This window comes from Gordonia sp. ABKF26 (assembly GCF_041103195.1).
In the GTDB taxonomy this organism is placed as follows: Bacteria; Actinomycetota; Actinomycetes; order Mycobacteriales; family Mycobacteriaceae; genus Gordonia; species Gordonia terrae.
Genome location: NZ_JBGCVZ010000003.1, coordinates 304116 through 327353 on the forward strand (window position 1 = coordinate 304116; position 23238 = coordinate 327353).

17 protein-coding genes and 2 pseudogenes are annotated in these 23238 nt (G+C 61.5%); 6 read left to right on the forward strand and 13 right to left on the reverse strand.

Going from position 1 to position 23238, the window contains the following annotated elements; genetic code table 11:
- The first annotated feature begins 55 nt into the window (after window positions 1-55).
- Together istA and istB (AB4Z55_RS01890) are read left to right on the forward strand one after the other, a co-directional pair.
- Window positions 56-1354 carry an IS21 family transposase gene (gene istA, locus AB4Z55_RS01885; RefSeq protein WP_165629285.1) on the forward strand — a complete coding sequence of 433 codons (1299 nt, stop codon included), beginning with the start codon at window positions 56-58 and terminating at the stop codon, window positions 1352-1354.
- Window positions 1355-1360: 6 nt separating this feature from the next.
- Complete coding sequence (istB, locus tag AB4Z55_RS01890; protein WP_004021756.1) at window positions 1361-2125, forward strand: IS21-like element helper ATPase IstB; 765 nt, start codon at window positions 1361-1363, stop codon at window positions 2123-2125.
- A gap of 56 nt (window positions 2126-2181) precedes the next feature.
- Here istB (AB4Z55_RS01890) and AB4Z55_RS01895 read toward each other — a convergent pair.
- The 9 genes and pseudogenes from AB4Z55_RS01895 to AB4Z55_RS01935 all read right to left on the reverse strand — a co-directional run.
- Window positions 2182-2688, reverse strand: a pseudogene (locus AB4Z55_RS01895) (transposase); the annotation flags it as partial.
- A gap of 243 nt (window positions 2689-2931) precedes the next feature.
- On the reverse strand, window positions 2932-5973 hold the full coding sequence (locus AB4Z55_RS01900) for an RND family transporter (protein WP_033206569.1): 3042 nt from the start codon (window positions 5971-5973) through the stop codon (window positions 2932-2934).
- A gap of 86 nt (window positions 5974-6059) precedes the next feature.
- Window positions 6060-6686, reverse strand: coding sequence for a TetR/AcrR family transcriptional regulator (locus AB4Z55_RS01905; protein WP_004021759.1), 627 nt, complete (start codon window positions 6684-6686; stop codon window positions 6060-6062).
- 300 nt (window positions 6687-6986) lie between these two features.
- The gene (locus AB4Z55_RS01910; protein ID WP_004021760.1) at window positions 6987-7739 is read right to left on the reverse strand and encodes a TetR/AcrR family transcriptional regulator; all 753 of its coding nucleotides are present in this window, start codon (window positions 7737-7739) and stop codon (window positions 6987-6989) included.
- Window positions 7740-7824: 85 nt separating this feature from the next.
- Complete coding sequence (locus tag AB4Z55_RS01915) at window positions 7825-8730, reverse strand: alpha/beta fold hydrolase (protein ID WP_004021761.1); 906 nt, start codon at window positions 8728-8730, stop codon at window positions 7825-7827.
- Window positions 8720-9793 carry a ferredoxin--NADP reductase gene (locus tag AB4Z55_RS01920; protein WP_238422776.1) on the reverse strand — a complete coding sequence of 358 codons (1074 nt, stop codon included), beginning with the start codon at window positions 9791-9793 and terminating at the stop codon, window positions 8720-8722. Before AB4Z55_RS01920 ends, AB4Z55_RS01915 begins: the two co-directional genes overlap by 11 nt.
- A complete protein-coding gene (locus tag AB4Z55_RS01925; RefSeq protein WP_238422775.1) occupies window positions 9790-10659 on the reverse strand; it encodes an SDR family oxidoreductase in 870 nt (289 codons plus the stop codon). Before AB4Z55_RS01925 ends, AB4Z55_RS01920 begins: the two co-directional genes overlap by 4 nt.
- Before the next feature lie 46 nt (window positions 10660-10705).
- Window positions 10706-12226 carry an NAD(P)/FAD-dependent oxidoreductase gene (locus tag AB4Z55_RS01930; RefSeq protein WP_238422784.1) on the reverse strand — a complete coding sequence of 507 codons (1521 nt, stop codon included), beginning with the start codon at window positions 12224-12226 and terminating at the stop codon, window positions 10706-10708.
- A gap of 159 nt (window positions 12227-12385) precedes the next feature.
- Window positions 12386-13354: a diiron oxygenase gene (locus tag AB4Z55_RS01935; RefSeq protein ID WP_238422774.1), complete on the reverse strand. Its 969-nt coding sequence runs from the start codon at window positions 13352-13354 to the stop codon at window positions 12386-12388.
- 132 nt (window positions 13355-13486) lie between these two features.
- Between AB4Z55_RS01935 and AB4Z55_RS01940 the strand changes: the two genes are divergently transcribed.
- Together AB4Z55_RS01940 and AB4Z55_RS01945 are read left to right on the forward strand one after the other, a co-directional pair.
- Window positions 13487-13825 carry a DUF4873 domain-containing protein gene (locus AB4Z55_RS01940; RefSeq protein ID WP_064572173.1) on the forward strand — a complete coding sequence of 113 codons (339 nt, stop codon included), beginning with the start codon at window positions 13487-13489 and terminating at the stop codon, window positions 13823-13825.
- A 79-nt stretch (window positions 13826-13904) separates the two neighbouring features.
- Window positions 13905-16937: an RND family transporter gene (locus tag AB4Z55_RS01945; protein WP_369519011.1), complete on the forward strand. Its 3033-nt coding sequence runs from the start codon at window positions 13905-13907 to the stop codon at window positions 16935-16937.
- Window positions 16938-17120: 183 nt separating this feature from the next.
- On the opposite strand, the pseudogene AB4Z55_RS01950 reads toward AB4Z55_RS01945, so the two are convergent.
- Window positions 17121-17383: pseudogene (locus tag AB4Z55_RS01950) on the reverse strand (IS481 family transposase); the annotation flags it as partial.
- 162 nt (window positions 17384-17545) lie between these two features.
- Between AB4Z55_RS01950 and AB4Z55_RS01955 the strand changes: the two are divergent.
- Complete coding sequence (locus AB4Z55_RS01955) at window positions 17546-18892, forward strand: DDE-type integrase/transposase/recombinase (RefSeq protein WP_191834414.1); 1347 nt, start codon at window positions 17546-17548, stop codon at window positions 18890-18892.
- Window positions 18889-19749, forward strand: a complete 861-nt coding sequence (istB, locus tag AB4Z55_RS01960) for an IS21-like element helper ATPase IstB (protein WP_024498619.1) — start codon at window positions 18889-18891, stop codon at window positions 19747-19749. Before AB4Z55_RS01955 ends, istB (AB4Z55_RS01960) begins: the two co-directional genes overlap by 4 nt.
- A 551-nt stretch (window positions 19750-20300) precedes the next feature.
- On the opposite strand, the gene AB4Z55_RS01965 is transcribed toward istB (AB4Z55_RS01960), so the two are convergent.
- The 3 genes from AB4Z55_RS01965 to AB4Z55_RS01975 form a co-directional block, all read right to left on the reverse strand.
- The gene (locus AB4Z55_RS01965) at window positions 20301-20495 is read right to left on the reverse strand and encodes a leucine zipper domain-containing protein (RefSeq protein WP_369519012.1); all 195 of its coding nucleotides are present in this window, start codon (window positions 20493-20495) and stop codon (window positions 20301-20303) included.
- Window positions 20496-20837: 342 nt separating this feature from the next.
- Window positions 20838-22478: a fatty acid--CoA ligase gene (locus tag AB4Z55_RS01970; RefSeq protein ID WP_238422772.1), complete on the reverse strand. Its 1641-nt coding sequence runs from the start codon at window positions 22476-22478 to the stop codon at window positions 20838-20840.
- A 29-nt stretch (window positions 22479-22507) separates the two neighbouring features.
- The gene (locus AB4Z55_RS01975) at window positions 22508-23236 is read right to left on the reverse strand and encodes a hypothetical protein (protein WP_238422771.1); all 729 of its coding nucleotides are present in this window, start codon (window positions 23234-23236) and stop codon (window positions 22508-22510) included.
- Window positions 23237-23238 lie beyond the last annotated feature (2 nt).

Sequence of the window (23238 nt, forward strand, 5' to 3'; positions counted from 1 at the left end):
AAAACTGACCCCCTGACGACGGGTGAATTTTGACCCCCCCCGTCTTGTTAGGAGGGTGATTTCAGTGGAGCAATGGGCAGAGATCCGCCGTTTGCATCGCAGTGAGGGTGTGCCGATCAGGGAGATCGCGCGCCGGTTGGGGGTGGCCCGCAACACCGTTCGTGCGGCGTTGGCTTCGGATACCGCGCCGAAGTACTCGCGGCCGGCGACGGGCTCGGCGGTCGACGCGTTCGAACCGCAGATCCGGGCGTTGCTGCGGGAGTATCCGACGATGCCGGCGACGGTGATCGCCGAGCGGGTTGGGTGGACGAGGTCGTTGACGGTCCTCAAAGACCGGGTCCGGGCTATTCGTCCAGAGTTTCGTGGGGTAGATCCAGCCGATCGGGTGATCTATCAGCCCGGCGGCTGTTCACAGTGGGATTTGTGGTTTCCGGACTACCGAATCCCTCTGAGCCACAATCAGTTCGCCATGCTACCGGTGTTGGTGATGACGTTGGCGTTCTCCCGGTACCGGTCGGCGGTGATGATCCCGTCTCGCCAGGGCGGAGACATCCTGACGGGAATGTGGCTGCTGCTGTCGCAACTGGGCGGGGTGACCCGCAAACTGGTGTGGGACCGCGAAGCCGCGATCGGCCCCAAGGGCACACCCACCGCGTTGGCGGCCGGCTTCGTGGGCACGTTGGGTACGCGGCTGGAGCTGGCGCCACCGCGAGACCCCGAGTACAAGGGCATGGTCGAACGCAACAACCGGTTCTTCGAGAGCTCGTTCCTGCCGGGCCGCCAGTTCAGCTCACCGGCCGATTTCACCGCCCAGTTCGATCGGTGGCTGGCCGATCATGCCAACACCCGAGTGGTGCGCGCGATCGGTGATCGACGCCCGTGTGACGTGTTCGCCGAGGACCTCGAGCAGATGACCGGCCTACCTCCGACCGCACCGCATATCGGCTTGAGTAGCCGGGTGCGACTCGGTCGCGACTACTACGTACGTGTAGCCGGCAATGACTATTCGGTGCACCCGTCGGTGATCGGTCGGTTCGTCGACATCACTGCCGACCTGCAGCAGGTGCGCATCCTCTGCGGCGAGGTCACCGTCGCCGACCACGCGCGCAGCTGGGCCAACCACGTCACCATCGCCGACCCTCAGCACGTGCGAGCAGCCAAAGAACTGCGCCGCGATTACCGCCGCCAAGACCTCGCCAACCGGGCCCGAAACGCCGCCCGCATCCGCGCCCACCCTGATGGCCACGAGGTGCCGATCCGGGCGTTACCGGACTACGACGAGCTGTTCGGGGTGAACTTTGCCACCCCGCCCCAAGCTCACCCGCCCACCACATCCACCAGCATTGAAAGGTGAAAGACTGTGTCCGACAATCAAACAGGTAAACAGATCGAGTTCGCGGCGCGGGCGTTGAAGATGCCAGCGATCCGCCGATGCTGGGCGGAATTGGCCGAGCGGGCCCGCACCGACAACTGGACCCACGAGCAGTACCTCGCAGCGATTCTTGACCGCCAGGTCAGCGAACGCGAAGCCAACGGCACCATGCTGCGGATCAGCGGCGCGCGCTTCCCTGCGGTCAAAACACTCGAGGACTTCAACTTCGACCACCTTCCAGGACTGCGTCGTGATGTGATCGCCCACCTGGCCACCAGCACCTGGATCGCCAAGAGCGACAACGTGATCCTTCTCGGACCACCCGGGGTGGGAAAAACCCACCTCGCGATCGCGCTCGGGATCAAAGCCGCACACAACGCCTACCCCGTGCTCTTCGACACCGCCACCGGATGGGCCACCCGCCTGACCGAGGCACACACCACCGGCCGCCTGGCCGCCGAACTCAAACGGCTCCGCCGCTACCGACTGATCATCATCGACGAGATCGGCTACCTCCCATTCGACTCCGACACCGCCAACCTGTTCTTCCAACTCATTGCCAGTCGCTACGAACAAGGCTCGATTCTGATCACCTCGAACATGCCATTCGGCCGTTGGGGCGAAGTCTTCGCCGACGACGTCGTCGCCGCCGCACTCATCGACCGCCTCGTCCATCACGCCGAGGTCATCGCTATCGACGGCGACTCCTACCGCACCAAAGCCCGACGAGAACTCGTCAACACCGACCAGTAACCACACCAAAGGGGGTCAAAATTCAACCGTCGATAAGGGGTCAGTTTTCAGCCGCCGTTGACACCGTAGACATCGGCGAAATGCGCTGAGATCTCGCCGGTTGTGAGGCCTTTGGCATACAGCGACAGCACTACCCGATCCACATCGGTGACGCGACGTTTGCTCTTACCGACAATTACCGGGTCGAAGGTGGCGTTGCGGTCGCGGGGCACCTCGATGGGCACCTGCCCGCACGCGTCGGTCAGGACCCGTTTCGTGCGCGTGCCGTTGCGTGAATTGCCGGTGTTGCGGCCGGCCACGTCATGTTTGTCATAGCCAAGATGTTCGGTCATCTCTTCATCGAGCGCGGCTTCGAGCACGCTCTTGGTCAGCGCTTTGAGCAGCCCGTCAGGACCGGTCAGAGCCACTCCCTGAGCGCGTGAGCTACGTACCAGATCGCTCACCAAAGCCTGCTCGGCCTTCGAGAGCTCACGCACCGCATCCGCGGTGGTGACATCGTGTTCCTGACCGGTCTGAACCGGCCCTGCCACCGGGGCATCCACGCCCCCGATTGTGTCGGTCATCGTCGTGATTCCTCCTGCCCCACGCCGGGGGCGATCAAAACCACTTACACCGAATCAGCGACAGTCCCCAACGCCGCGACGGGCCCTCCTGCGAGTTCTACCAGCGTCAACGACGCGAGGGGCGCTCGCACGTGGGTCGGGTGTGGTGCCGCGGCCGACCGTCGAGCGGGTGTCAGTCGATGAGGTGGGCGCGATGGCTGGATGACTGGCGGGGCCGGTCAGATCTCGGCACGTGCGTGCGTACTAGCGGGACGCTGGATGCGTGTCGGTTCGGGTACTCGGCCACCAGCTTGCTCTGCCGACAAGTGTGGCGATGGTCGGCACGACGATGGTGCGGACGATGAAGGTGTCGAGCAGCAGGCCGATGCCGATGATGAGTCCGACCTGGGTCATGATCGAGATGGATCCGGCCATGAGTCCGAACATGCTGGCAGCGAAGATGAGGCCGGCCGAGGTGATGACTGATCCGGTGTTGGTGACGGTTCTCAGGACGCCGATGCGGATGTTGTTTTGGGATTCTTCGCGTAGGCGAGAGATGAGAAGCATGTTGTAGTCGGCGCCGACCGCGACGAGGACTATGAAGGCCAGTAGTGGTACGGGCCAGGCGATGTCGGTTTTGAGGATGTGTTGAAAGATCAGGACGCCGATACCCAGTGCCGCGGTGTAGTTGAGTATGACGGTGCCCAGAAGGTATAGCGGCGCGATGAGTGCTCGGAGTAGGAGTATCAGGATCAGGCCGACGATGGTGAGGGTGGCCAACGCTAGGAGTCGGAAGTCTTCGGTGAGTAGACGTTGCAGATCGGCGTTGATGGCGGGGAACCCGGCTGTCGCGATGTTGGAGTCCTGCAGGGTTGTGTTCGGTCTGGCGGCGAGTGCGACATCGGTGATTGTGTCGGCCAGTTGCATGGCCTCGGTGCTGTAGGGGTCGAAGCTGGTTTGTATTGCGTAGCGCACGGTATGGCCGTCGGGCGAGACGAACTGGCGAGCGACGTCGACGAAACGGCGGTCTGCGTTGGCCTGAGGTGGGAGGTAGAAGCCGGTTGCTGAGTTTGTTCCGGCGGTCTCGCGGGCGGAGGTTTGTAGTTGTGTGGCTAGCGCGGCCATCCCGGCGAGTTGTTGAAGGTTGCTGTCGATCAGCGCGGATACACCGGCGGCGAGTTGGCGTGATCCCGCCGCGAGTTGACTGATACCTGTTTGCAGTTGGGTGAGCTTGCCGGGAAGGTCTTGGCTGCTGATGCTTCCCAGCGTGGAGCCCAGTGAGTTGACGGTGGAAGTGAGTTGGTCGGTGACTGTTGAGATCGGTGTATCCAGCTGCGCGAGTTGTGTTGACAGCGTGGCGATCTGGTCGAGGGTCCCGTTGCTCAGTAGGGCGTCGAGATTGCGGGTCTGCGCGCGCAGAGCTGCGCACTGCGGGACTTGGGTGCACCAGGGCGCATTATCGAGGATGGGCAGGATCGAGGTCACTGTTGCCAGGGCTGCAGATGTTTGGCGGGTGAGCGCGGCCAGCTGTGGGGCATTCTGAGAAGCGCGATCGAGCGCTGGTGCAGATGCGGCGAGTTGGCGTAGTAGTGGCTGGTACTGCTGAATTTGCTGCCCGGCTGTGCTTGCCTGATCGAGGATGCCGGCCAGGGGGGCCAAGTTGGTGCGTACCTGGGTGTCGAGCTGAGTAAGCCCGTCGGCGAGTTGGAATGCGCCTGTACGGAGCTGTTCGAGGTCACCGCGGCGGTTCTGGCCATCGTCGACCGCACCCGCCAGCCGGTTCCCGATCTGGCCGTTCTGCCAGGACAGCTCGGCTTGCTCGAGCTTGTCCCCGGTGGGACGGGTAACGCCGATGACTCGAGTCACTCCGGGGATCTGGGATACACGTGAGGCCATTTGCTCAAGATCGGCCAGCCCGCTGGCAGTACGGAGATCGATCGGTGCATCTACGACGAGGAACTCGGTGATAGTGACGTCTTGAGGGAAATGACGGTCGAGCAACGCGTAGCCTTCGTTGCTGTCGGTTGTCGCGGGTTGCCCCTCACGATCGTCGAAGGTGATCTGGATGCCCGTCGCGAAGACGCTAAGCACGATTAGCCCGACCAGGGTTAGTGCCAGCAGCGGCACAGGACGCCGCACGACGAGCACGGCGACGCGATTCCAGTACTTTCGGGTCAGATCTCGCCTGGGTGCGCCCCAGCCGAATCGTGCCGCCCACAGCAACACCGGTGGTAGCAGGGTGACCGTGGCGAGGAATCCGATGAGGATGGCGATCGCGCATGCCGGACCCAAGGTGGAGAACACGCTCAGCTGACCAAAGACCATCGCCAAAAAGGCCAGCGCCACCGTGGCAGCTGAAGCCAGGATGACCCGTCCGATAGTTGCTGTCGCGTCCACGAGCGCAACCTCGGTGGTGGCGTCCTGGCGTAGCCGTTCGTGATAGCGACTGATGAAGAAGACTGAGTAGTCGACCCCGGCTCCGAGCAGGATGACGGTCATGAACGCGACGGTGAACTGCGATACCGGCATACCGAGTTCGCCGAGTGCGGACAAGATGCCACGGCCCACGCCGAGGCTGACACCGATCACCAACAACGGCACCAGCGCGGTGAACAGCGATCGGTAAACGATCAACAGAATGATCGCGATAAGCGCCACCGTCGCCAGAGTGATCACGACTAAATCGCTTTCAGCACTGACGATCTGGTCACTGAAAGTGGCTGTCGGCCCGGTGACATGGACAGTGGTGCCCGTACCGTCAAACACGCGCTGCGCGGTTTGGCGCACGGTCTCCACAGCATGCGTGGCCGTTGGCCCTCCCAATGTTCCGGTGACCCCGACAGGCAGGTACCAGGCTTGCCCGTCCTCACTCAAGGCTTGGCCGGCCGTCGTCGGATCGGAAAGCAAATCCCGCACTGACTGCACATCGTCGAAATTTTCGCGCAGCTGCAGAACGAGCATGTCGTAGCGTTCCCGCGCCACGTCGGTGAACCCGTTCGGGTTCTCCATGGTCACGAAAACAGTGGTCTTGGCGCCCTTCTCACCGAACGCACCACCCATCTGATCGAGTGCTTGAAACGATGGAACCCCAGCAGGGATCGGATCAACAGACTGCTGCCGCACCACCGTCTCCAGCTGGGGAAACAGAATCGCCAAGACGATACCCACAGCCACCCACGCCCCGATGACGAGGAATCTGTGCGCCAAGGTGAACCGTGCCAACCGCCCCAATGTCGTGCTGTACTCGCTGCGTTCCGCCAACCGGCGCGCCGCCAAGCGCCCACCACTTGGACGTTGGACCACCATATGCAGCACCTCACCCTCGACCCAGCCCGTCTACGAAACCGACGGTATCGTTACGGTACTAGCAGTACCGTAGATGGGGAAGGAGGTCAGGAGGTTTGGTGTCGCCGGTGGGCCATGAGGAAATCGTCGACAAGCTGTTCGAGATCGCCAACGGTCATCGACCGAATGCCCGTGAGCTTGGCAAAGATCAGCGGGCCCGCGAGCTGGGTGACAGCCATGGTCAAATCGAAGTTGTCGAGCTCAGCCGTGGCCACGTCACTCGTCAAAACTCGATCGAATGGTTCTCGATACTGCTCGACGACTCGACGACGCAGTGGCGCGAGCGCGTTCTGATCCCCGTCGGATTGCCCGGATTGCCGGGGCTGCTCGGGAAGCATTGCCAACCATGCCAGCGTCGTCAACTGCAGCGGTGCATGCTCAATAAGCTCAGCCTGCCGCTGCATCAGCTTCAGCAGGTCATCACGGATCGACGTCGTCGTCTCGGGGGTCTCGGCCTGAGGCAACAATCGCTCGAAGGCAGCCGCCACCAGATCTGTGGAGCTCTCGAAGTGACGATACAAGGTGGTGCGAGCAACACGAGACAGTCGAGTGACCGCCTCCACGGTAACGGCTTCGACCCCGCCACTGTTCAGCAAGGTCACCGCAGCATCCAACAAACGCTGACGCGACCGAACCCGCCTCGGGTCAACATCGTCGAAATCGATGGTTTCCACCCTGGCCACTCCCTACGAAACCAAATCAAGAACCTCTGACTGCACACCAATACCGTCGGTAACAGAACGAAACTGCCAGTGGCGGTACCGATGGAAGGCTCGAGGGGGGCCTTATGAGTGCCGCCACGACTGTGGCACTGTCGTCAACAGTACCGTCTGTAGCGCTCCGCTACTAAGATGAGCGGCGACCAAGGATGATCCCCCATGACAGCCAGCAGTCAGGATTGTGAAATGCGCTCCGTTTGTGTGAGCAGTTCTGCCGCGTGCGTGACACAGGGCGGACCACCCGTACGAAGGGGATCAGACGGCGTCGAGGCGAGTGGCGAATCCAGGGTCGCCTAAGGGCCTGTCCCTATGGAATCGAACGCCTACTGTGGCTGCAGCGCCGTCTATGATCCCCCACGAGGTCTGGCACAGGTGCGCGGCAAACATGTCCCTGCTCATTCCATTCTGCCGACCGTGATCGATCCACCACTGGGTCGCTGATAGGCCAGCCCCCAGAATGGAGGCTACTGCTACGGCGACGGGGGACTCCTCGGCATCGACCTCTCGGAGGCCACGAGCGAACTCGTCGGAAATAATCTCCATTGCCGATCTCAGCTGATCTGCGGCCCCACCCTCGCCGGACTCAGAGTACTGGAACATGTGGTTCGTCATGAGGAAACGGACGACCGCTGGATGTTCATCAACCAAGGATACGTATGCGGACACCGCTGAACGGAAAAGTTCGTCGACGGTGCTGTCTGCCTGTCCGGAGAGCAGAGTTGACTGCGCTGACTCCCACATCATAGAACCCAGACGGGCTGCCACGGCGGAGTAGAGCCCAGCCCTGTCACCGAAATGGCGGTAGAGCTTAGGCTTCGACGCACCAGCCTCTTCCGCAAAATCGTCCATGCTCACGGCATCGCCGAACTTTTCGATCGCGCGTATCGCTGCATCGACGAGTTCAGCTTTGACGACGGCGCGGTGGTCGTCCCAGCGCGTGCTTCGAGCGTCGCGCACACGTCGCTGCACTTTCACCGGGGCCGCGGAGATGCGACGGACTACAGACATGACCTCCTACGTTATCAGGATGGCTGACTTGTCGCGCCAGTGACGCACTAGCCAGTGAACATGGGTTGGGTCGACGAGACCCGCGTCAGGCGGATTTGTCTAATCTGGCCACGGCTGAATTGAAGTCTTCGACGGCCTCTAGGTTGGACATGTGACCGACTTTGTCAAGAAGAGTGAATTCAAATAGAACGCCCTTCCGACCCAGGCGCGCTGCGAGATCCACTGAATGGGTCGCTGGGGTCAGTCTGTCGGCATCACCTACGATGACCGTCGCCGGCACCTCCAGCGAGTCAACCCCCTTACTGACGTCGATTGTCGCCAACACTGAACCCCACATCCCGCGCACCTGTGGTGGGCATCGCAACACGATGTCGGCGCACTCGTCGACTACCTCGGCAGTCGCGCCCGGGCCCAGGGTTCCGTAACGAATCAGGCGGCGAGACAAACGCGTCCCCTGCATCTCGGGTCCGGCGACTGCAAGACTGGCCGCGAAGGCCCGCTCAAGTCTCGGTCGTAGCTGTCGGGGAACCTTGAGCAATGTAGACCGATCCACCAACTGTGATGGCCCGGTGCTTGCCAGTACTACTCCGCGGGCCAGCTCCGAAACCGAGGCGGGGTACTCAGCCGCCCAACTCATGATGGACATGCCTCCCATGCTGTGTCCGACCACGACAGCCTTGTCGGCGGGAGTCGCCACTGCCCGGACTACGGCCTCCATATCATCGGCCAAGAGCTTCGCCGAGAACGGTACCCGGCCCCGGTCGCTCAACCCGTGTCCGCGTTGGTCGTAGACCACCACCCGATGCGTCGCCGCGAACTGCTCGACCTGCGGACGCCAGAAACGTCCCTGACAAGCCCAGCCGTGACTAAAGACTAGGAGCGGAGCATCCCGGCCCGGACCGAATTCCTGAGCGAACAACTTGGTCCCGTCGGAGGAAAGGACCTCGAGGTCACGCGATCCTCGCGACGCACTCGCAAACTCAGAGGTCATCGAAGCTCACCGTGACAGCATCCGTCAGCGGAAGTGCCTGGCATGCGAGCCGTTCACCGTCGGCAACATCATCCTCAACGAGGATGTGGTTTTGCGCCATTTCTACATCACCCTCGACCAGCTTGCATACACACGCGCTGCAGGCTCCTTCTCGGCAGGAGTACGGGGCATTGTGGCCTTGGGCCAGTAGCACGTCGAGCAACGGCGTGTTGCGCGGCCACTCAGTCGTGATGGACTGCCCATTCAGATAGACCGTAGCGGTCGCCACACCGTCGTCGTCACCAAGCTGACGCATCGTGGCTGTATCGAACGGATCCCCGGTCAGTGACTGGAAGACTTCTCGATGTACCGAGGAGTGCTCGACACCGCAGGCCTCCGCCGACTTCTGCACCAGATCCATGAACGGCGCCGGACCGCAGGTGAAAATCTGTGCACCGCGGTGCTCACGTATGGCGGACTCGACATTCTGAGGCGTCGGAATACCCATAGCCGACTCCAACCAATGGAAGACGGTGAAACGCTCAGGAAACTCGGAGACGATCTGCGTCAGTTGCCCCCCGTACATGATCGACTCGGCATCGCGGTTCGCGTAGAATAGTGTGACTTCGCCCCCGCCGCACACAAGTGCCGACTTAATCAGCGACAAGACCGGAGTGATCCCACTTCCTCCTGCGAAGAATAGAAAATCGACGTCGAGATTCTTCGCCGTGAAATGCCCTGACGGCGGGAGGACGGTCAATTCCATTCCCGTGATCGCGTTATCGCACAGCCAGTTCGATGCGTAACCGTTCTCGGTCCGCTTGATGCCGATCTCGAGACGGAAGTCGTCGACGTGAGGCGAGCTGCTCAATGAGTAGCACCGTGCGACATGACCGGTCCGATCAGATGGGATCTTGACGGTGATGAATTGCCCTGGGGTATGCTTGAACTCCTCGACCATGGCGTCGGGGATTTCGAACGAAATGGTAACGGAGTCTTTCGTTTCCTGGATCACTTCCGAGACGGTTAAGGTGCGTGAGCGGGCCGCCGCGGCAGCCGGACGTGAATCGGGTTCGACGGTCACTTGAGGATCCCCTGTCTACGTGCGACCGCGTAACCCGCTCGTGTCAGTGGAGCCGCGATGTCCTGGTAGCGGGGACCGATCACCCGTGCCACGAAGTCGAAACCGCGGGCGTCCGCACCGATCAGCACTCGCGCTCTCTTCTTGTCCATACCTTTCAGGATTGTCGCCGCTGCTTTCTCTGGGGTGCTTCGTGCGATCTTGTCGAACAGCGAGGCGACAGTCGCGGTGTCTGCCCCCATGGCGGAGACGCCTCTGGCATTGTTGACGATATTGGTTTTTACCCCCCCCGGGTGCACACAGGTCACTGTGACCGGGTAACGACTGATCTTCATCTCCTGTCGGAGCGCCTCGGTAAAGCCTCTGACGCCGAATTTCGCGGCATTATAGGCGCTTTGGCTGGGGATTCCGACCAAGCCGAACACGCTCGATGTGTTGATGAGATGTCCGTCCCCGGACGCGATCAGGTGAGGCAGAAACGCCTTTGACCCGTTCACGACTCCGCCAAAGTTGATGCCCATGAGCCAGTCGAAGTCTTCCCAGGCCATGTCGACTACGTCGACGCCCAAAGCCACGCCGGCGTTGTTGAACACCATGTCTACGTGGCCGGACTCTGACCGCACTGCGTCGGCATAGTCCTGAAAAGCAGCACGGTCCGCAACGTCTAACACGGCGGCGGTTACCGTTGCCCCATGCGTGGTGCGGCAAAGTTCTGCAGTCTCCTTCAAGTGCATCTCATCAACGTCGGACAGTGCCAATGCCGCACCTCGCTTCGCCAACTGGAGTGCCAGAGATCGCCCGATCCCTGACGCAGCACCGGTGACCACTGCCACCTTGCCGGTATAGTCATGCCGATTAGAACTGCTCACCGTCGTCCCACCATCTCTTCGAATCGTGTCTCCGTGCGTTCGGGCATCAGGCGATGTCGTACTCGGCGGGCTCGAAATCTTTCGTGGCGCGCCAGTACTGCCAGGTGAAGCCCGGCCACACGGTGCGGTTGACGCCCTTCGAATCGAGATACCAACTCGTGCAGCCGCCGTTGGTCCACACTCCCTTGGCCAGCTTCCGCTGGATGTCGGTGTTGAAACGTTCCTGCACGGACGGGCGTACGTCGACCTTCTCAGCGCCTCGGCGTTCTACTGCGTCGATTGCCTTCATGATGTACTTGATCTGCTGCTCAATCATGAACACCACGGAGTTGTGGCCGAGGCCCGTGTTGGGTCCGAGGAGGAAAAACAGGTTGGGAAAACCCTCGGTCGTGATGCCCAGGTGCGTATTAATGCCAGTCTGATGCCAATGGGACGGGAGATCCTCGCCACTGGCGCCCTTGAGGGCGAGCTGATCGAAACCGTCAGTCACGTGAAAACCGGTCGCATAAATTATAACGTCCACGAGATGCTCGACACCGTCTGAAGTAATGATGGAATCAGCGGTCACCTTCTCAATCCGGTCGCTGATGACAGTGGTGTTAGGTGCCGCAAGCGCCGGGTAATAGTCGTTTGACCCCAGAATCCGCTTACAGCCGATACGATACGACGGGGTCAGTTTCTTGCGCAATGCCGGATCAGTGATGGAGCGTTCGATGTTCCATTGAGCGACCTTTTCAATTGGCCGCATGAGGTTAGAGTGACCGTTGAGGCCGAAGGCCAGGCTCTCCGCACCCCAGTACACCGACCACCTGGCGATACGACGTGCAATCGGGAGTTTACTCAGAAGAGTCCGCAGGGCCGGCGGAACGGAGAAATTCTTGCGGGGTAGGACCCAGGCGGGGGTTCGCTGGAATACCTTGAGGGACATGGCCTCCTTCTGCACGAAAGGTACAAACTGGATAGCGCTGGCGCCAGTGCCGATCACGGCGACACGCTTGCCCTCTAGATCCACCGAATGATCCCACTGTGCGGAGTGAAACGCGTCGCCTTTAAAGTCCGCAATACCCGAAATTTCGGGGAAATTGGGGATATGCAGCGCGCCGACTCCTGACACCACGAACTGAGCAATGTACTCACGTCCGGACTCAGTGCGCAGGTGCCACCGCGACTCCGACTCGCTCCAGTATCCAGAAACCAATTTCTGGCCGAAATGAATCTTTTGTGTCACGCCACGCTTATCCGCGACATCCTGTAGATACCGCTCAATTTCTGGCTGTGATGACCACACCTTCGACCAGCTACCTCGACTCTCGAATGAGTACGAGTACATCAGCGACGGAACGTCACATGCACAGCCTGGATAGGTGTTGTCGCGCCAGGTCCCGCCGACGGAGCTGGCCTTTTCCAGAATCAGAAAATCGCTATACCCGCGACGTCTAAGCTGCGCGGCCATCCCGAGACCAGAGAACCCGCTTCCAATAATCAGAATCTTGGTGGAAATCGGGTCGTTGGTTGAATCCGTCTTGGCGGTTGCGCGCGTGGCGCGCCGGGTAGTCGATGATGCCATGGTTATGCTTTCTCCCTCGTAGGTTGGATCGCACAACACATCACCTGCGCACAGTGGCGGCAGGTGATCTGTTGAGGCGGAAGTGATCGCGAAGCGATCGAGCATGCTTCGCGCGGGTCTATAGTGTCGATCACGACGTCACGGTCGCGTGAACGGAGATCAGCGAAGATCGTCGGGAAGGCTGCGCGTCGCACGCCACATGGCCATTGTGAATTTGCCTTCCAACATTCCCGCCTCATGGAAGAACCGAATCATGGGCTCAGACATAAATTGCAGGTTGGTTCGGTAGTTTGGGCTGGTCTGCTGCGCCCACACGCCACGCCAGCGACTAATTCCCACTGCGGGGTACACTTTCGGATTGATGAGCAGCGGGTACGCCAGGTTCGCGATGACGGCGAGCACGCCTCGGTGCCAGGCGCGCGTTGCCTTACGACGACGCTGCATGCCTTCGATCATCTCCAGTCGCGCAAAGGTAATGTGGCGGGCTTCCTCAAGGACGTGGATCTTCATGAGCTGGCGAAGCTGCGGCTGCATGTTGGGGTCGTTCATCGCCTCGCGTTGGGCGCGGTCCAGGATTTCCTCGATCAACAGCGTAGCTCCAGACACCGACGGCCCGAGAGGGACGAAATGCAGGATCTTCGCGAAGCTTAAGAAGCCCTTAGGAAGCTTGTAGGGGGGCACGCCCGTCTTGTTGATGAGGCGCGCGAACATAGTGGAGTGGCGGGACTCATCGCCGATCTCTGTCAACGCGTATAGAGACTTCTGATCGGTTAAAGCCCCCTTCGCCGACATGCGCAGAAGCGCTGAACTCAACAGATTCTCTGCGTAGATGCCGAAACTGAGGATGCTTACGATCTCATGGCGCCCCAACTCGCGGCGCTGCTCCTCAGTCATCTTGTCCCACAGCCTGGTGCCGTATAGCGACACTCGATGCTCTGGCAGAAAGCACTTGCCGTCCTCCCAGGGCGACTCCCAGTCGATGTCGATCTCCGCGTCGTAGAACTTCTCTGCGGAAGACCGCAGCAATCGACCCGCAGATCGTTCCATGTCGACGGGCTTACGCCCGTTCACCCGAGCCATGCCCTCCTTCGAAAAGTCGGGGTTCATCTGGACATCCTGCACGGTCATGTCGTCTCCTCGGTCGTTCAAGGCTGGGAGTTGGGTCTGGCGCCCAGTACCCATTACTCGTAGTATCTGGTACTGCTAGTATCCACGAACTGCGATATTTGTCAACGCTCAGTGCGAAGAAGGTAGGACTGTATGTCTGACGACCATGACCTCGACTACTCCGGCGAAGGGACCCTGGTGTGCCGCGGGGCGGAGATCCATGTCGAAGCGAAGATCAAAGGCTATTTCCAGCCGCTGAACGGCCTGTACACCTGGTATGGCCGTATTCAGAAGAATGAAGAGCTCGACGGTCTCCTGAAAGGCGCTCGCGCGATCGCTGTGTTTACGACCCCCGAGGGCCGAGCGGAGTGTGTCGTCGGGGATCCCGACTTCTGGGGCCGATACCGCATCTCAGGCAAGAGCACTCCCCCATACCACCTGCCCACCACTCTCGAGGAAGTCGAGAACATGGTCGAGCATCACCACAAGTGACAATCATCCACCGCATGGACGTTCGCGAAACGGGTCCGCACGATTGGGTCGCCCACTGTAGGTCGAGAGGATATTGCACATGGTGAGTTCGTCTCCCATTCGAACCCGCCCGTCGAGAGGGGGCGAGAGACTCGGCGAGTACAGTCCGACCCTTGAGCGGGTTGCATGGTTTACCCTCCGGCGCAAAGGAATTGTGACGCTGGTCTGGCTCGGCGCTGCTATCGGCTTAGGCCTTGTCTTTCCTCAACTGGAGTCGGTGGTCAGGGAACAATCTGTGGATCCAATCCCGGCCGGAGTCCCGTCTTTTCAGACCTTGGACCGTATGGGTGCCTCGTTCGACGAGCGCGGCGCCAAGACCACTGTATTCGTTGTGATGGAGAGCAGTGCAGGCCTGTCCGACAACACCCGCGATCGATATCACGTGCTTGTCGACACCCTGCGGGCGGACGACAGGCACGTCATCGCTGTCCGGGACCTGCTGAGCGATCCCCTCACCGCAAGTCAGGCTCTCAGCAAAGACAAGCAAGCCTGGTATCTGCCCGTGGGAGTGGCCGGCACACTCGGGGGACCCGATACCGCGGAGGCGGTCGCAGCGGTGCGTGAGATCGCTGAGAGTATCTTTCGTGACAGTGGGACGACAGTCCGTGTGACAGGCCCGCCCGCGACCTTTAGCGACCAACTCGCCGTGGGCGAGTCGGATCTGGTCCTGATCACTGTTGCCACCGTGCTGCTGATCGCCGTGATCCTCCTGATCGTCTATCGTTCGGTCTTCACCGCGCTGATGCCGCTGCTTGTCGTGGGCATGAGCTTGGCTGTGGGTCGCGGAGTTCTATCTGGACTGGGCGAGCTGGGCATGCCGGTATCCCAGTTCACATCAATGTTCATGACCGTCATCATCTTCGGTGCCGGAGTTGACTATTCGGTGTTCCTCATCAGCCGCTATCATGAAGGTATTCGAGCGGGTTACTCTCCTGATGTCGCTATCGCCCACGCGAATGCAACTATCGGCCGCGTGGTTCTAGCGTCGGCGGGCACTGTGGCCCTAGCGTTCCTGGCTATGGCCTTCGCCAAGCTCAGTGTGTTTAACACTTTGGGTCCGGCCTGCGCAATCGCCATAGCGTTCGCATTCTTGGCGACGGTGACATTGCTGCCCCTCGTACTCTCTTTCGCTGCCAAGAAAGGTGCCGGCCTTCCCCGCCGTGACCTGACGCGGGATTACTGGAGAAGAGTCGGAGTCATGGTTATCCGGCGGCCGGTCCCTCTGCTCGCGATCAGTGTGGTCGTGTTGATCGGCCTCGCCATGGTCGCCGCAACAATTCAGATCACCTACGACGATCGCGAGGGGCAGCCAACTGACACAGGGAGCAACGAAGGATACGCGCTTCTCAACCGCCACTTCCCGAAAGACATCATCATCTCAGAATTCTTGGTGGTGGAGTCCGAGAACGACATGCGCACGGCTCAGGGCCTTGCCGACCTCGACCAGCTAGCCTCCCGCGTCGCGCAGATTCCCGGCGTGACCAGGGTCATTGGCGTGACGCGGCCGACCGGTGAGAAGCTAGAGCAGGCGCAATTATCTTGGCAGAATGATCAGATCGGTACCAAGATCACCGAGGAGACCGGTGATGGACAGGCCCGCAAGGGTGATCTGGCCGTCCTGAAGACGGGGTCAGAGCAGCTCGCCGGAGGCCTGGCACTGTTAGAAGACCAGATATCCTCCAACCTCGCTCCGCTGTCGGGGTTGCTCGACGAGGTGTCGTCATTTGGCCCGCAGCTCGACGAGTATCGGCCGCTTGTGAACCAACTGGCGAACGCTGCCCCAAGGCTTAGACAGTTTTCCAAGCAAGCGCCTGAGCTGTCTCAACTCGCACGTCGGGCCCAGTCTGCGGCAGATGCGGTCGCGCCGGCGTTGTCCGCGTTAGACAATCCGTGGTGCCAGCAGATCGCGCAGTGCTCGGCACTGCGCGCGCAAACGGCCGACATCCGGGCACTCGCGGATGATCAGTCGCTTGGGAGGGTGGCTGACTTTGCCGCGCAGCTCGGCCGCGTGAGTGCGCCAGGCTCGACCAACATTGCACAGCTGCAGCGTTCTCTTCAAACGCTGGATTCTGCACTACAAGCCATCGGCGGACAGGACCTGGGGAACAGGCTCTCGCAACTCGAATCCGGCGTCGGCGCACTTGCCGACGGCGCGCGTCAGTTGTCGAACGGAGTCGGTGCTCTGGTGGACAGCAACCTTCAGCTACTCAGTGGACTGGCACAGGTCGCCGCACAGCTTCGGGCTCCCGCACGGGAGGTCGGCGATTCTGACTCGGCAACCGGCTTCTATCTCCCCGCGGATGCGTTCAAGGACCAGCAGTTCAGTCAGGTCGCTCGACAGTTCATCTCGTCCGACGGGAAAACCGTGCGCTATGCGGTACAGACCGCCTACGACCCATACTCTGCCGATGCAATGACGCTGGCGAACGAGCTGTCCAGCGTCGCCGAGAACGCGATGCCGAACACCACTCTGGAGGGCGGACGTGCTTCTGTTGCGGGCTTTCCTGCGATCAATTCCGACGTCCAGCGGCTGTTGTCGTACGATTTCAAACTGCTCGGCATAGCCACCCTTCTCATCGTGGGTCTGATCCTGATGCTGCTGTTGCGGGCCGTCGTTGCACCTGTCTATCTCCTTGCAACCGTCGTCTTGAACTACATGGCGGCTCTCGGTATTGGTGTGCTCGTACTTCAACACATCCTCGGTGCCGGGATCGCCTGGCCCGTGCCACTGGTGTCGTTCATTGTCTTGGTGGCGGTGGGCGCCGACTACAACATGCTGCTGGTGTCACGGCTGAGAGAGGAAACGAGGTGGAGCGTGCGGGTCGGCGTAATGCGTACCGTCGCTTACACCGGGTCGGTCATCACCTCGGCTGGGTTGATATTCGCGGCCAGCATGTTTGGGCTGATGGTCGGGTCCATCGATGTGATGGTGCAAATCGGGTTCATCATCGGTGTCGGTTTGCTGCTCGACACGTTCCTGGTGCGGACCTTAGTAGTCCCGGCGCTAGCGGTGCTGCTGGGCACTGCGAGCTGGTGGCCGGGTGACATCGACCGTTTCCGGCTCGCCCCTTGACCATCGCAAAAGTCACGCGGACGGACAAACTCACGCGGACGGACCCATGGGGATCTGACAAGCGTCGGTCGCTGAATATCCCGACCATTCCGTCAACAGGTAGGAGGGGCATAAGCATGACGCAGCACCGTCGGCCGTGATAGATGAGTTGCGTCCTAATTCAAACGCTAGCTGCACTGACCTTGGTACGCGGCTGGCTGGTGGTTGCCTTCCGAGTGCGGTTGACCGCGGTGATGATTGTAGTTGTGTAGCCGTACCGGAAACTGTGCACAGGGTTCGGCGTCCCCTGGTGTACAGGCGGCCATTGGCCCGGTCATCGGCTAGGGTTCGGTGAAGCCGCTTAGCCTTGCCATTAATTGTGACGATACGGTCGGGTGCGCCGGTGGATGATCGACGGCCCCCGGGGTATGGGTGAAGACATGGGAGCGGTGGCACGAGCCGTTGTCTCAATACTATCCGTACCTCGGTGCCACTGACGGCGCTCATCGAAATTCCCCAGTGATGCTCATCTGAATTCCCCACCCGTGTGGCTCCGCCAGAGTAGGCGGGCCTCCCGTGATGCTGATGGTCTCTGACCACTCACCAGCAACCTCGGGAGGCCCGCTTTCATGTTGACACGGGAGAACGATGTGGAAGTACATGCACTGCACAACCGGGGGTGGACGATCTCGGCGATCGCCCGCCACACCGGCCACGATAGAAAGACGATCCGGGCCTACCTCAACGGTGAGCGCACCCCGGGCCAGCGCAAGAGGCCGGCGGTTGATCCGTTCGACCCCTACCTCGACTATGTCCGGGCCCGACTCGACGAGGACCCGCATCTGTGGTCACGCACGTTGTGCGATGAACTCGAGGACCTCGGCTACACCCAGTCGTATCAGACCCTGACCCGCCAGATCCGGACTCGCGGTCTGCGACCGAAGTGTGCGGACTGCGCGCAGGTCACCGAACGGGCGAATGCGATCATCGAACACCCGCCGGGTGAAGAGACACAATGGGATTGGGTGGAGTTGCCGAATCCTCCAGCGCAGTGGGGTTGGGGTTCGACCGCATTCCTGCTGGTCGGGTCACTGTCGCATTCGGGGCGGTGGCGTGGCTATCTGGCACCGGATATGACCCGCCCGCAGGTGATCGCCGGTATCGACCGCATCACCCGCCGCTTGGGTGGGGTCACCAAGTCGTGGCGGTTCGACCGGATGGCCACGGTGTGTCACCCGGCAACCGGCGCGTTGACCGCCGAGTTCGCCGGCGTCGCCAAGCATTACGGCGTCTCGGTGGCCGTGTGCCCACCCCGGCGCGGGAACCGCAAGGGTGTGGTGGAGAAGTCCAATCACATTGCCGCGCAACGCTGGTGGCGCACACTTCCTGACGAGCTGACCGTCGAGCAAGCCCAGACCAGTTGCGACACGTTCTGCCGGACCCGCTCGGATGTTCGGGTGCGCCGAACCAAAGATGGGCGCTCGAACGTGGCCACCATCGCCAAACGCGAACCCCTGAGCGCCCCGCCAGCAGCTCCGTACCCGACGACGGTCACCGAGGTGCGGAAAGTGTCTCGCCAGGCGCTGGCGGCATGGAAGGGCAACCAGTACTCGGTGCCCCCGGAGTTGGCGATGAGCGACGTGCACGTCAGTGAGCGTCTCGGTGACGGGCATATCGACATCGCCACCGACTCGGGCATCGTGATCGCCCGCCACCGCCTGGCCACTGCCGGCTCGGGAGCCCAAGTGCGTGACCACGGCCATGTCGTCGCCTTGGACACCCTGGCCCAGGCCGGCGCCTCATCGAGTCGCCGACCGCATCGCCGCAAGGAACGCATCCCACCCGGCCAGACCGCCCGACAAGCTGCAGAAGCGCTGCGCCGCGCAACCGCCCACCCCGCCACACCGACCGAGGCGTCGGTGATCGATCTGAGCGTGTACGAACGCGCCGCACAGAACAGGACCCAACTCCCATGACCAACAAGACCGACGAAACCACCACCACCTCCAATCCGAACAGTGATGCACCGCAGTCACAATCGGCGGTCTCGGTGTATCAGCAGCTACGTGGGCATCTCGCCGCACTCAAACTCGACTCCGCCGCGCAAGCCCTACCGCAGGTGCTGCAGACCGCCGCCGAGCAGGAGTGGACGATGACCTACACCCTCGAGCACCTCCTCGGCATCGAGGTCGATGCCACCGAGGCCCGCCGCCTGGCCGGGCGGCTGCGGTTCGCCTGCCTGCCCACCCCCGCCACCCTGGACGGGTTTGACTACGACGCCGCCCCCGGAGTCGACCGAGCATTGATCCGCGAACTGGGCACTTGCGCCTACCTCGAATCGGCCACCAACGTGCTGCTCATCGGACCGCCCGGCACCGGCAAAACCCACCTCGCCGTCGGGCTGGCGCATGCCGCGGTGCACGCCGGCTACCGCACGTATGTGACCACCGCCGCGGATCTGGCCGCCCGCTGCCACAAAGCCGCCATCGAGGGCCGCTGGGCCACCTGCATGCGATTCTTCGCCGGTCCCACCCTGCTGGTGATCGACGAACTCGGATACCTGCCGCTACCGGCCGAAGCCGCGTCAGCGCTGTTTCAAGTTGTGGCACAACGATATTTGAAGACAAGCATCGTGATCACCACCAACCGGTCAGTCGCCGAATGGGGTGAAGTCCTCGGCGACACCACCGTCGCCGCCGCCATGCTCGACCGACTGCTACACCGCTCCGTCGTGCTCAAACTCGACGGCGATTCCTACCGGCTACGCGACCACCACGCCCGCACCCAAAACCAGCGCACCGCCACCGCACCAACCCGACGGACGCTACAGTAGGAGCCGCCCACGGGTGGGGAATTTCAGTGAGCACACCTGGGGAAGTTTCTTGAGCCCCGTCACCACTGTCCGCGAACCATTCCTGGGCCTCGAGCCCGTAATTCGGTGGCGGTGTGCTGACCTTCGTCGGCCAGGACGATCTCGGAGTAGGTCAGATGTGTTGGGCATTGATCGCGGTGGGCAGCAAATGAGAGCGGCGCACCGACTGGTCGTACTTGTTCGCTTGGCCGCTGCTTCTGTCGGTGTGAGGATGGTGGTTGCCGACGGTGCAACCGAGTTTGCGCCAACCACCGTCCGGCGAGGATCTTGCCCAGCTTCTCCACGTCGACTGCACCAGATCACCCGGGTGGTCGGCCCTAATGCGTCGGACTACCCGCGCGGCGAGTCGGTCTGCCAGCACAGCTGGGCCAGCACAGCCGGGCCAGCCCTAGCGGGCGAGAACCCGGTACACGGTCGATACGTTCAGGCCGACGAGGTCGGCGATGCGGGCCGGGTCCCAGTGGCGCAACACTCGGGCTTTGATGAAGCGGCGTTCGGTGCGATTGGGGCTGTTAGTGCGGACGACAGTTGCGATGGACCAGCCCGGCCGGGCCGTGTTCGCGGTAGCGGGTGGGCCACCGCTGGGCGGTAGTCGGTTCGACTTGAAAGCGTGCAGCGGCAGGGCGAATCGACCAGCCTTCGTCGACGACAGATTGGGCAAGTCGTAGGCGACCGAGTGCGGTCAAAGGGGCGTTACGGTGAGACACCCAGATCTTTTGAGTTGAGCGGTGCTGACCTATGCAGTTCGCACTTCACTCGGAGGTCTTCGTCATGTCACCCCGCCACTCCGTACCAAAGTCCGCCGCCGGACAGCTCGCTCTGTTGCGCCTCCCTGAGTTAAACGGCCCTGCGGGCAACGCCGTGCAAATGGGGTGGAACAAACGCGAAGACCAGCCCAGCTTGTCGTCGGTGGCTCGTAGTCTCGAGTGACGGTGCTGTGCTGTCTGTCCCACCCGGGGGTGTCCATCGGCAAATGCATTGCTTCTATAGAAGTGTGCCCACCGAACGCTGACGACGTTCGGTGGGCACACTTGCGGCCTATAGCGGCGCTAATTCGATACAACCGGCAGCTCGCCCTGCTCATGCTTCGCGCGTAACACCTTCTTGTCGAACTTGCCCACGCTCGTACGCGGTACCTGCTCCATGAACGTCCAGTTCTTCGGGATCCACCAGTGTGGGATCTCCTCCGGGCAATTTCTTAGGCACCACTCGTGAAGCGTGTCAGCCGACACCTCTCGACCCGGTACCGGAACCACCACAGCGAGAGCTGTTTCCTGCCAGCGGGGGTCGGGCATCGCGACAACCGCGGCCTCGGCGACATCCGGGTGCGACATGATCCAGTTCTCGAGCTCCACTGACGAGATCCATTCGCCCCCTGACTTGATGACGTCCTTGGACCTGTCGGTCAGCGTCAGGTACCCGTCCGGGCTGATGTGTCCCACGTCGCCCGTCCGCAACCAGCCACCCCGAAACCTCTCGGCGTCCTCGAGCCGGTAGTAGCTGCCTGTAACCCACGGACCCCGCACTTCGAGTTCGCCGACGGACTTGTCGTCACGGGGAACCGGCAGGCCGCCCTCGTCAATGAGGCGCATCTCCACCCCGCAAATTGCCCGTCCCTGCCGCTTGCGGTACGACATTTCCTTTGTGGGGCTGATCCCGGCGGGAGGCCGACTTACCGCCGCAAGCGGGGACGTCTCAGTCATGCCCCAAGCCTGAATAATCTGAACGCCGAAGCGGTCCGCAAACCCCTCGATCAACGACTGCGGGACAGGCGCTCCACCACAGGCGACAAGGTCGATCGATGACAAGTCGACACCCGGATGCGCGGTACCGTACTGGAGAAGATCGTTCCAGATTGTCGGTACTGCTCCTGCCTTCGTGGGGCGATGTTGTTGGATCATGTCAGCGAGTGGCGCTGCTTGAAGGTATCGATCAGGCATCAGCAAGTCCGCACCCGCCATCAGCGACGCGTAGGGCAGACCCCAGGCGCTAGCATGAAACATCGGCACGACGGGAAGTACACGATCGGCTTCTGCGATCGCCAGAGCGTTACCGGTACAAGCTGCCATGGAGTGCACAAACACTGAGCGATGACTGTAGACGACCCCCTTGGGATCGCCTGTGGTGCCGCTCGTGTAACACATACCCGCAGCTGACCGCTCGTCGGGATCAGTCCAAGAGAACATTGGTGATTCTGCTGCGAGCGCGTCGTGGTATCGCATCACGGTCACGCCGTGGCCGTCGAGCGGGGAGGTGTCACCGTCGCCGGTAACCAACACAACCCGAACCGTCGCCAAGCCCGGTAGGACCGCCGCCAACAATGGCACCAGCGACCCATCCACGATGATGACTTTATCTTCGGCGTGGTTGGCGATGAACTGCAGTTGAGCCGGTGATAACCGGATGTTCAACGTATGCAGCACCGCGCCCATCGCGGGTACCGCAGCGTACGCCTCGAGGTGTTCCTGGTTGTTCCACAGCATCGTTGCCACGCGGTCGTCGCCGACCACGCCAACCCCACGCAGAGCGTTCGCCAGACGTGCGCATCGCTCTTCAAGATCGCCGTAGGTCGCATACCGGGCAGAACCGTTCGCGGAATAGGTAATCACCTGTCTGACAGTATGATTGGTTGCGACGTGGCGCAGTATCGATGACACTGTCATCGGCACCTCCTGCATGGTGCTTTTCATTAAACTCTCCTTTCGCGGCGGACGCTGGACTATTCAGCTGGTCCGTAATCCTGGATCTGCCAGCCGTTGTCGGTCTTCAGTACGACTACTTTCAACAGTGTTGGGAGTTCGCTCGGCTGGGGGTTCTGAACATTCTGGGTCTTCTGGGTGGCGAAGACGAGCACCGTGTATTCCCCCCGGTTTTCGCTGGGGTTGCCGGTGACACTGGTCGCCAGTACGCGGCCCGACGCTTGGACCTTGGCCTGTTCCATGATTTGGGTCAAGGTGGGTTTGACATCGTCGTATCGCTTGACTAAGGCATCGCTGGCGTTCTTTTTGACTTCGGTAAAGAATGCGCCGGTGTTTTGGTAGCTGTAGGTGAGCGACTTTGTGGTGTATTCCGATGCTGCCTGCGCTGCTTGCGCTCGTTGTGTGGCAGCGTTCTCCGCGGACGTCTTTGCTTCCCGCATGTCGATGTAGAGGTAAGCAAAGAGGCCGGCCAGCACCGCGAGTGCCACCACGAAAGCGCCGGCGGCCACCGCCTGGAGGCGTGCTGATCTCCATCGGTGCCTGGCCTCGGACGTCGGGGGGCTTGCCTCGTCCGGGGCGGGACCGTCTTGGGACGTCGCAGATTCTGTAGCACCAGTGGCGTCGCTGCGATCTGCTTTGTCGGAAGCCGCAGTCAGCTTATCCTCAGCGCTGCTGTCCTTGGATTCTGGTCCGTTGTCTTGTGCCGTCATTTGCTGCCTTCTGTGAATGCTGGTGTAGGAGGTATCCATCG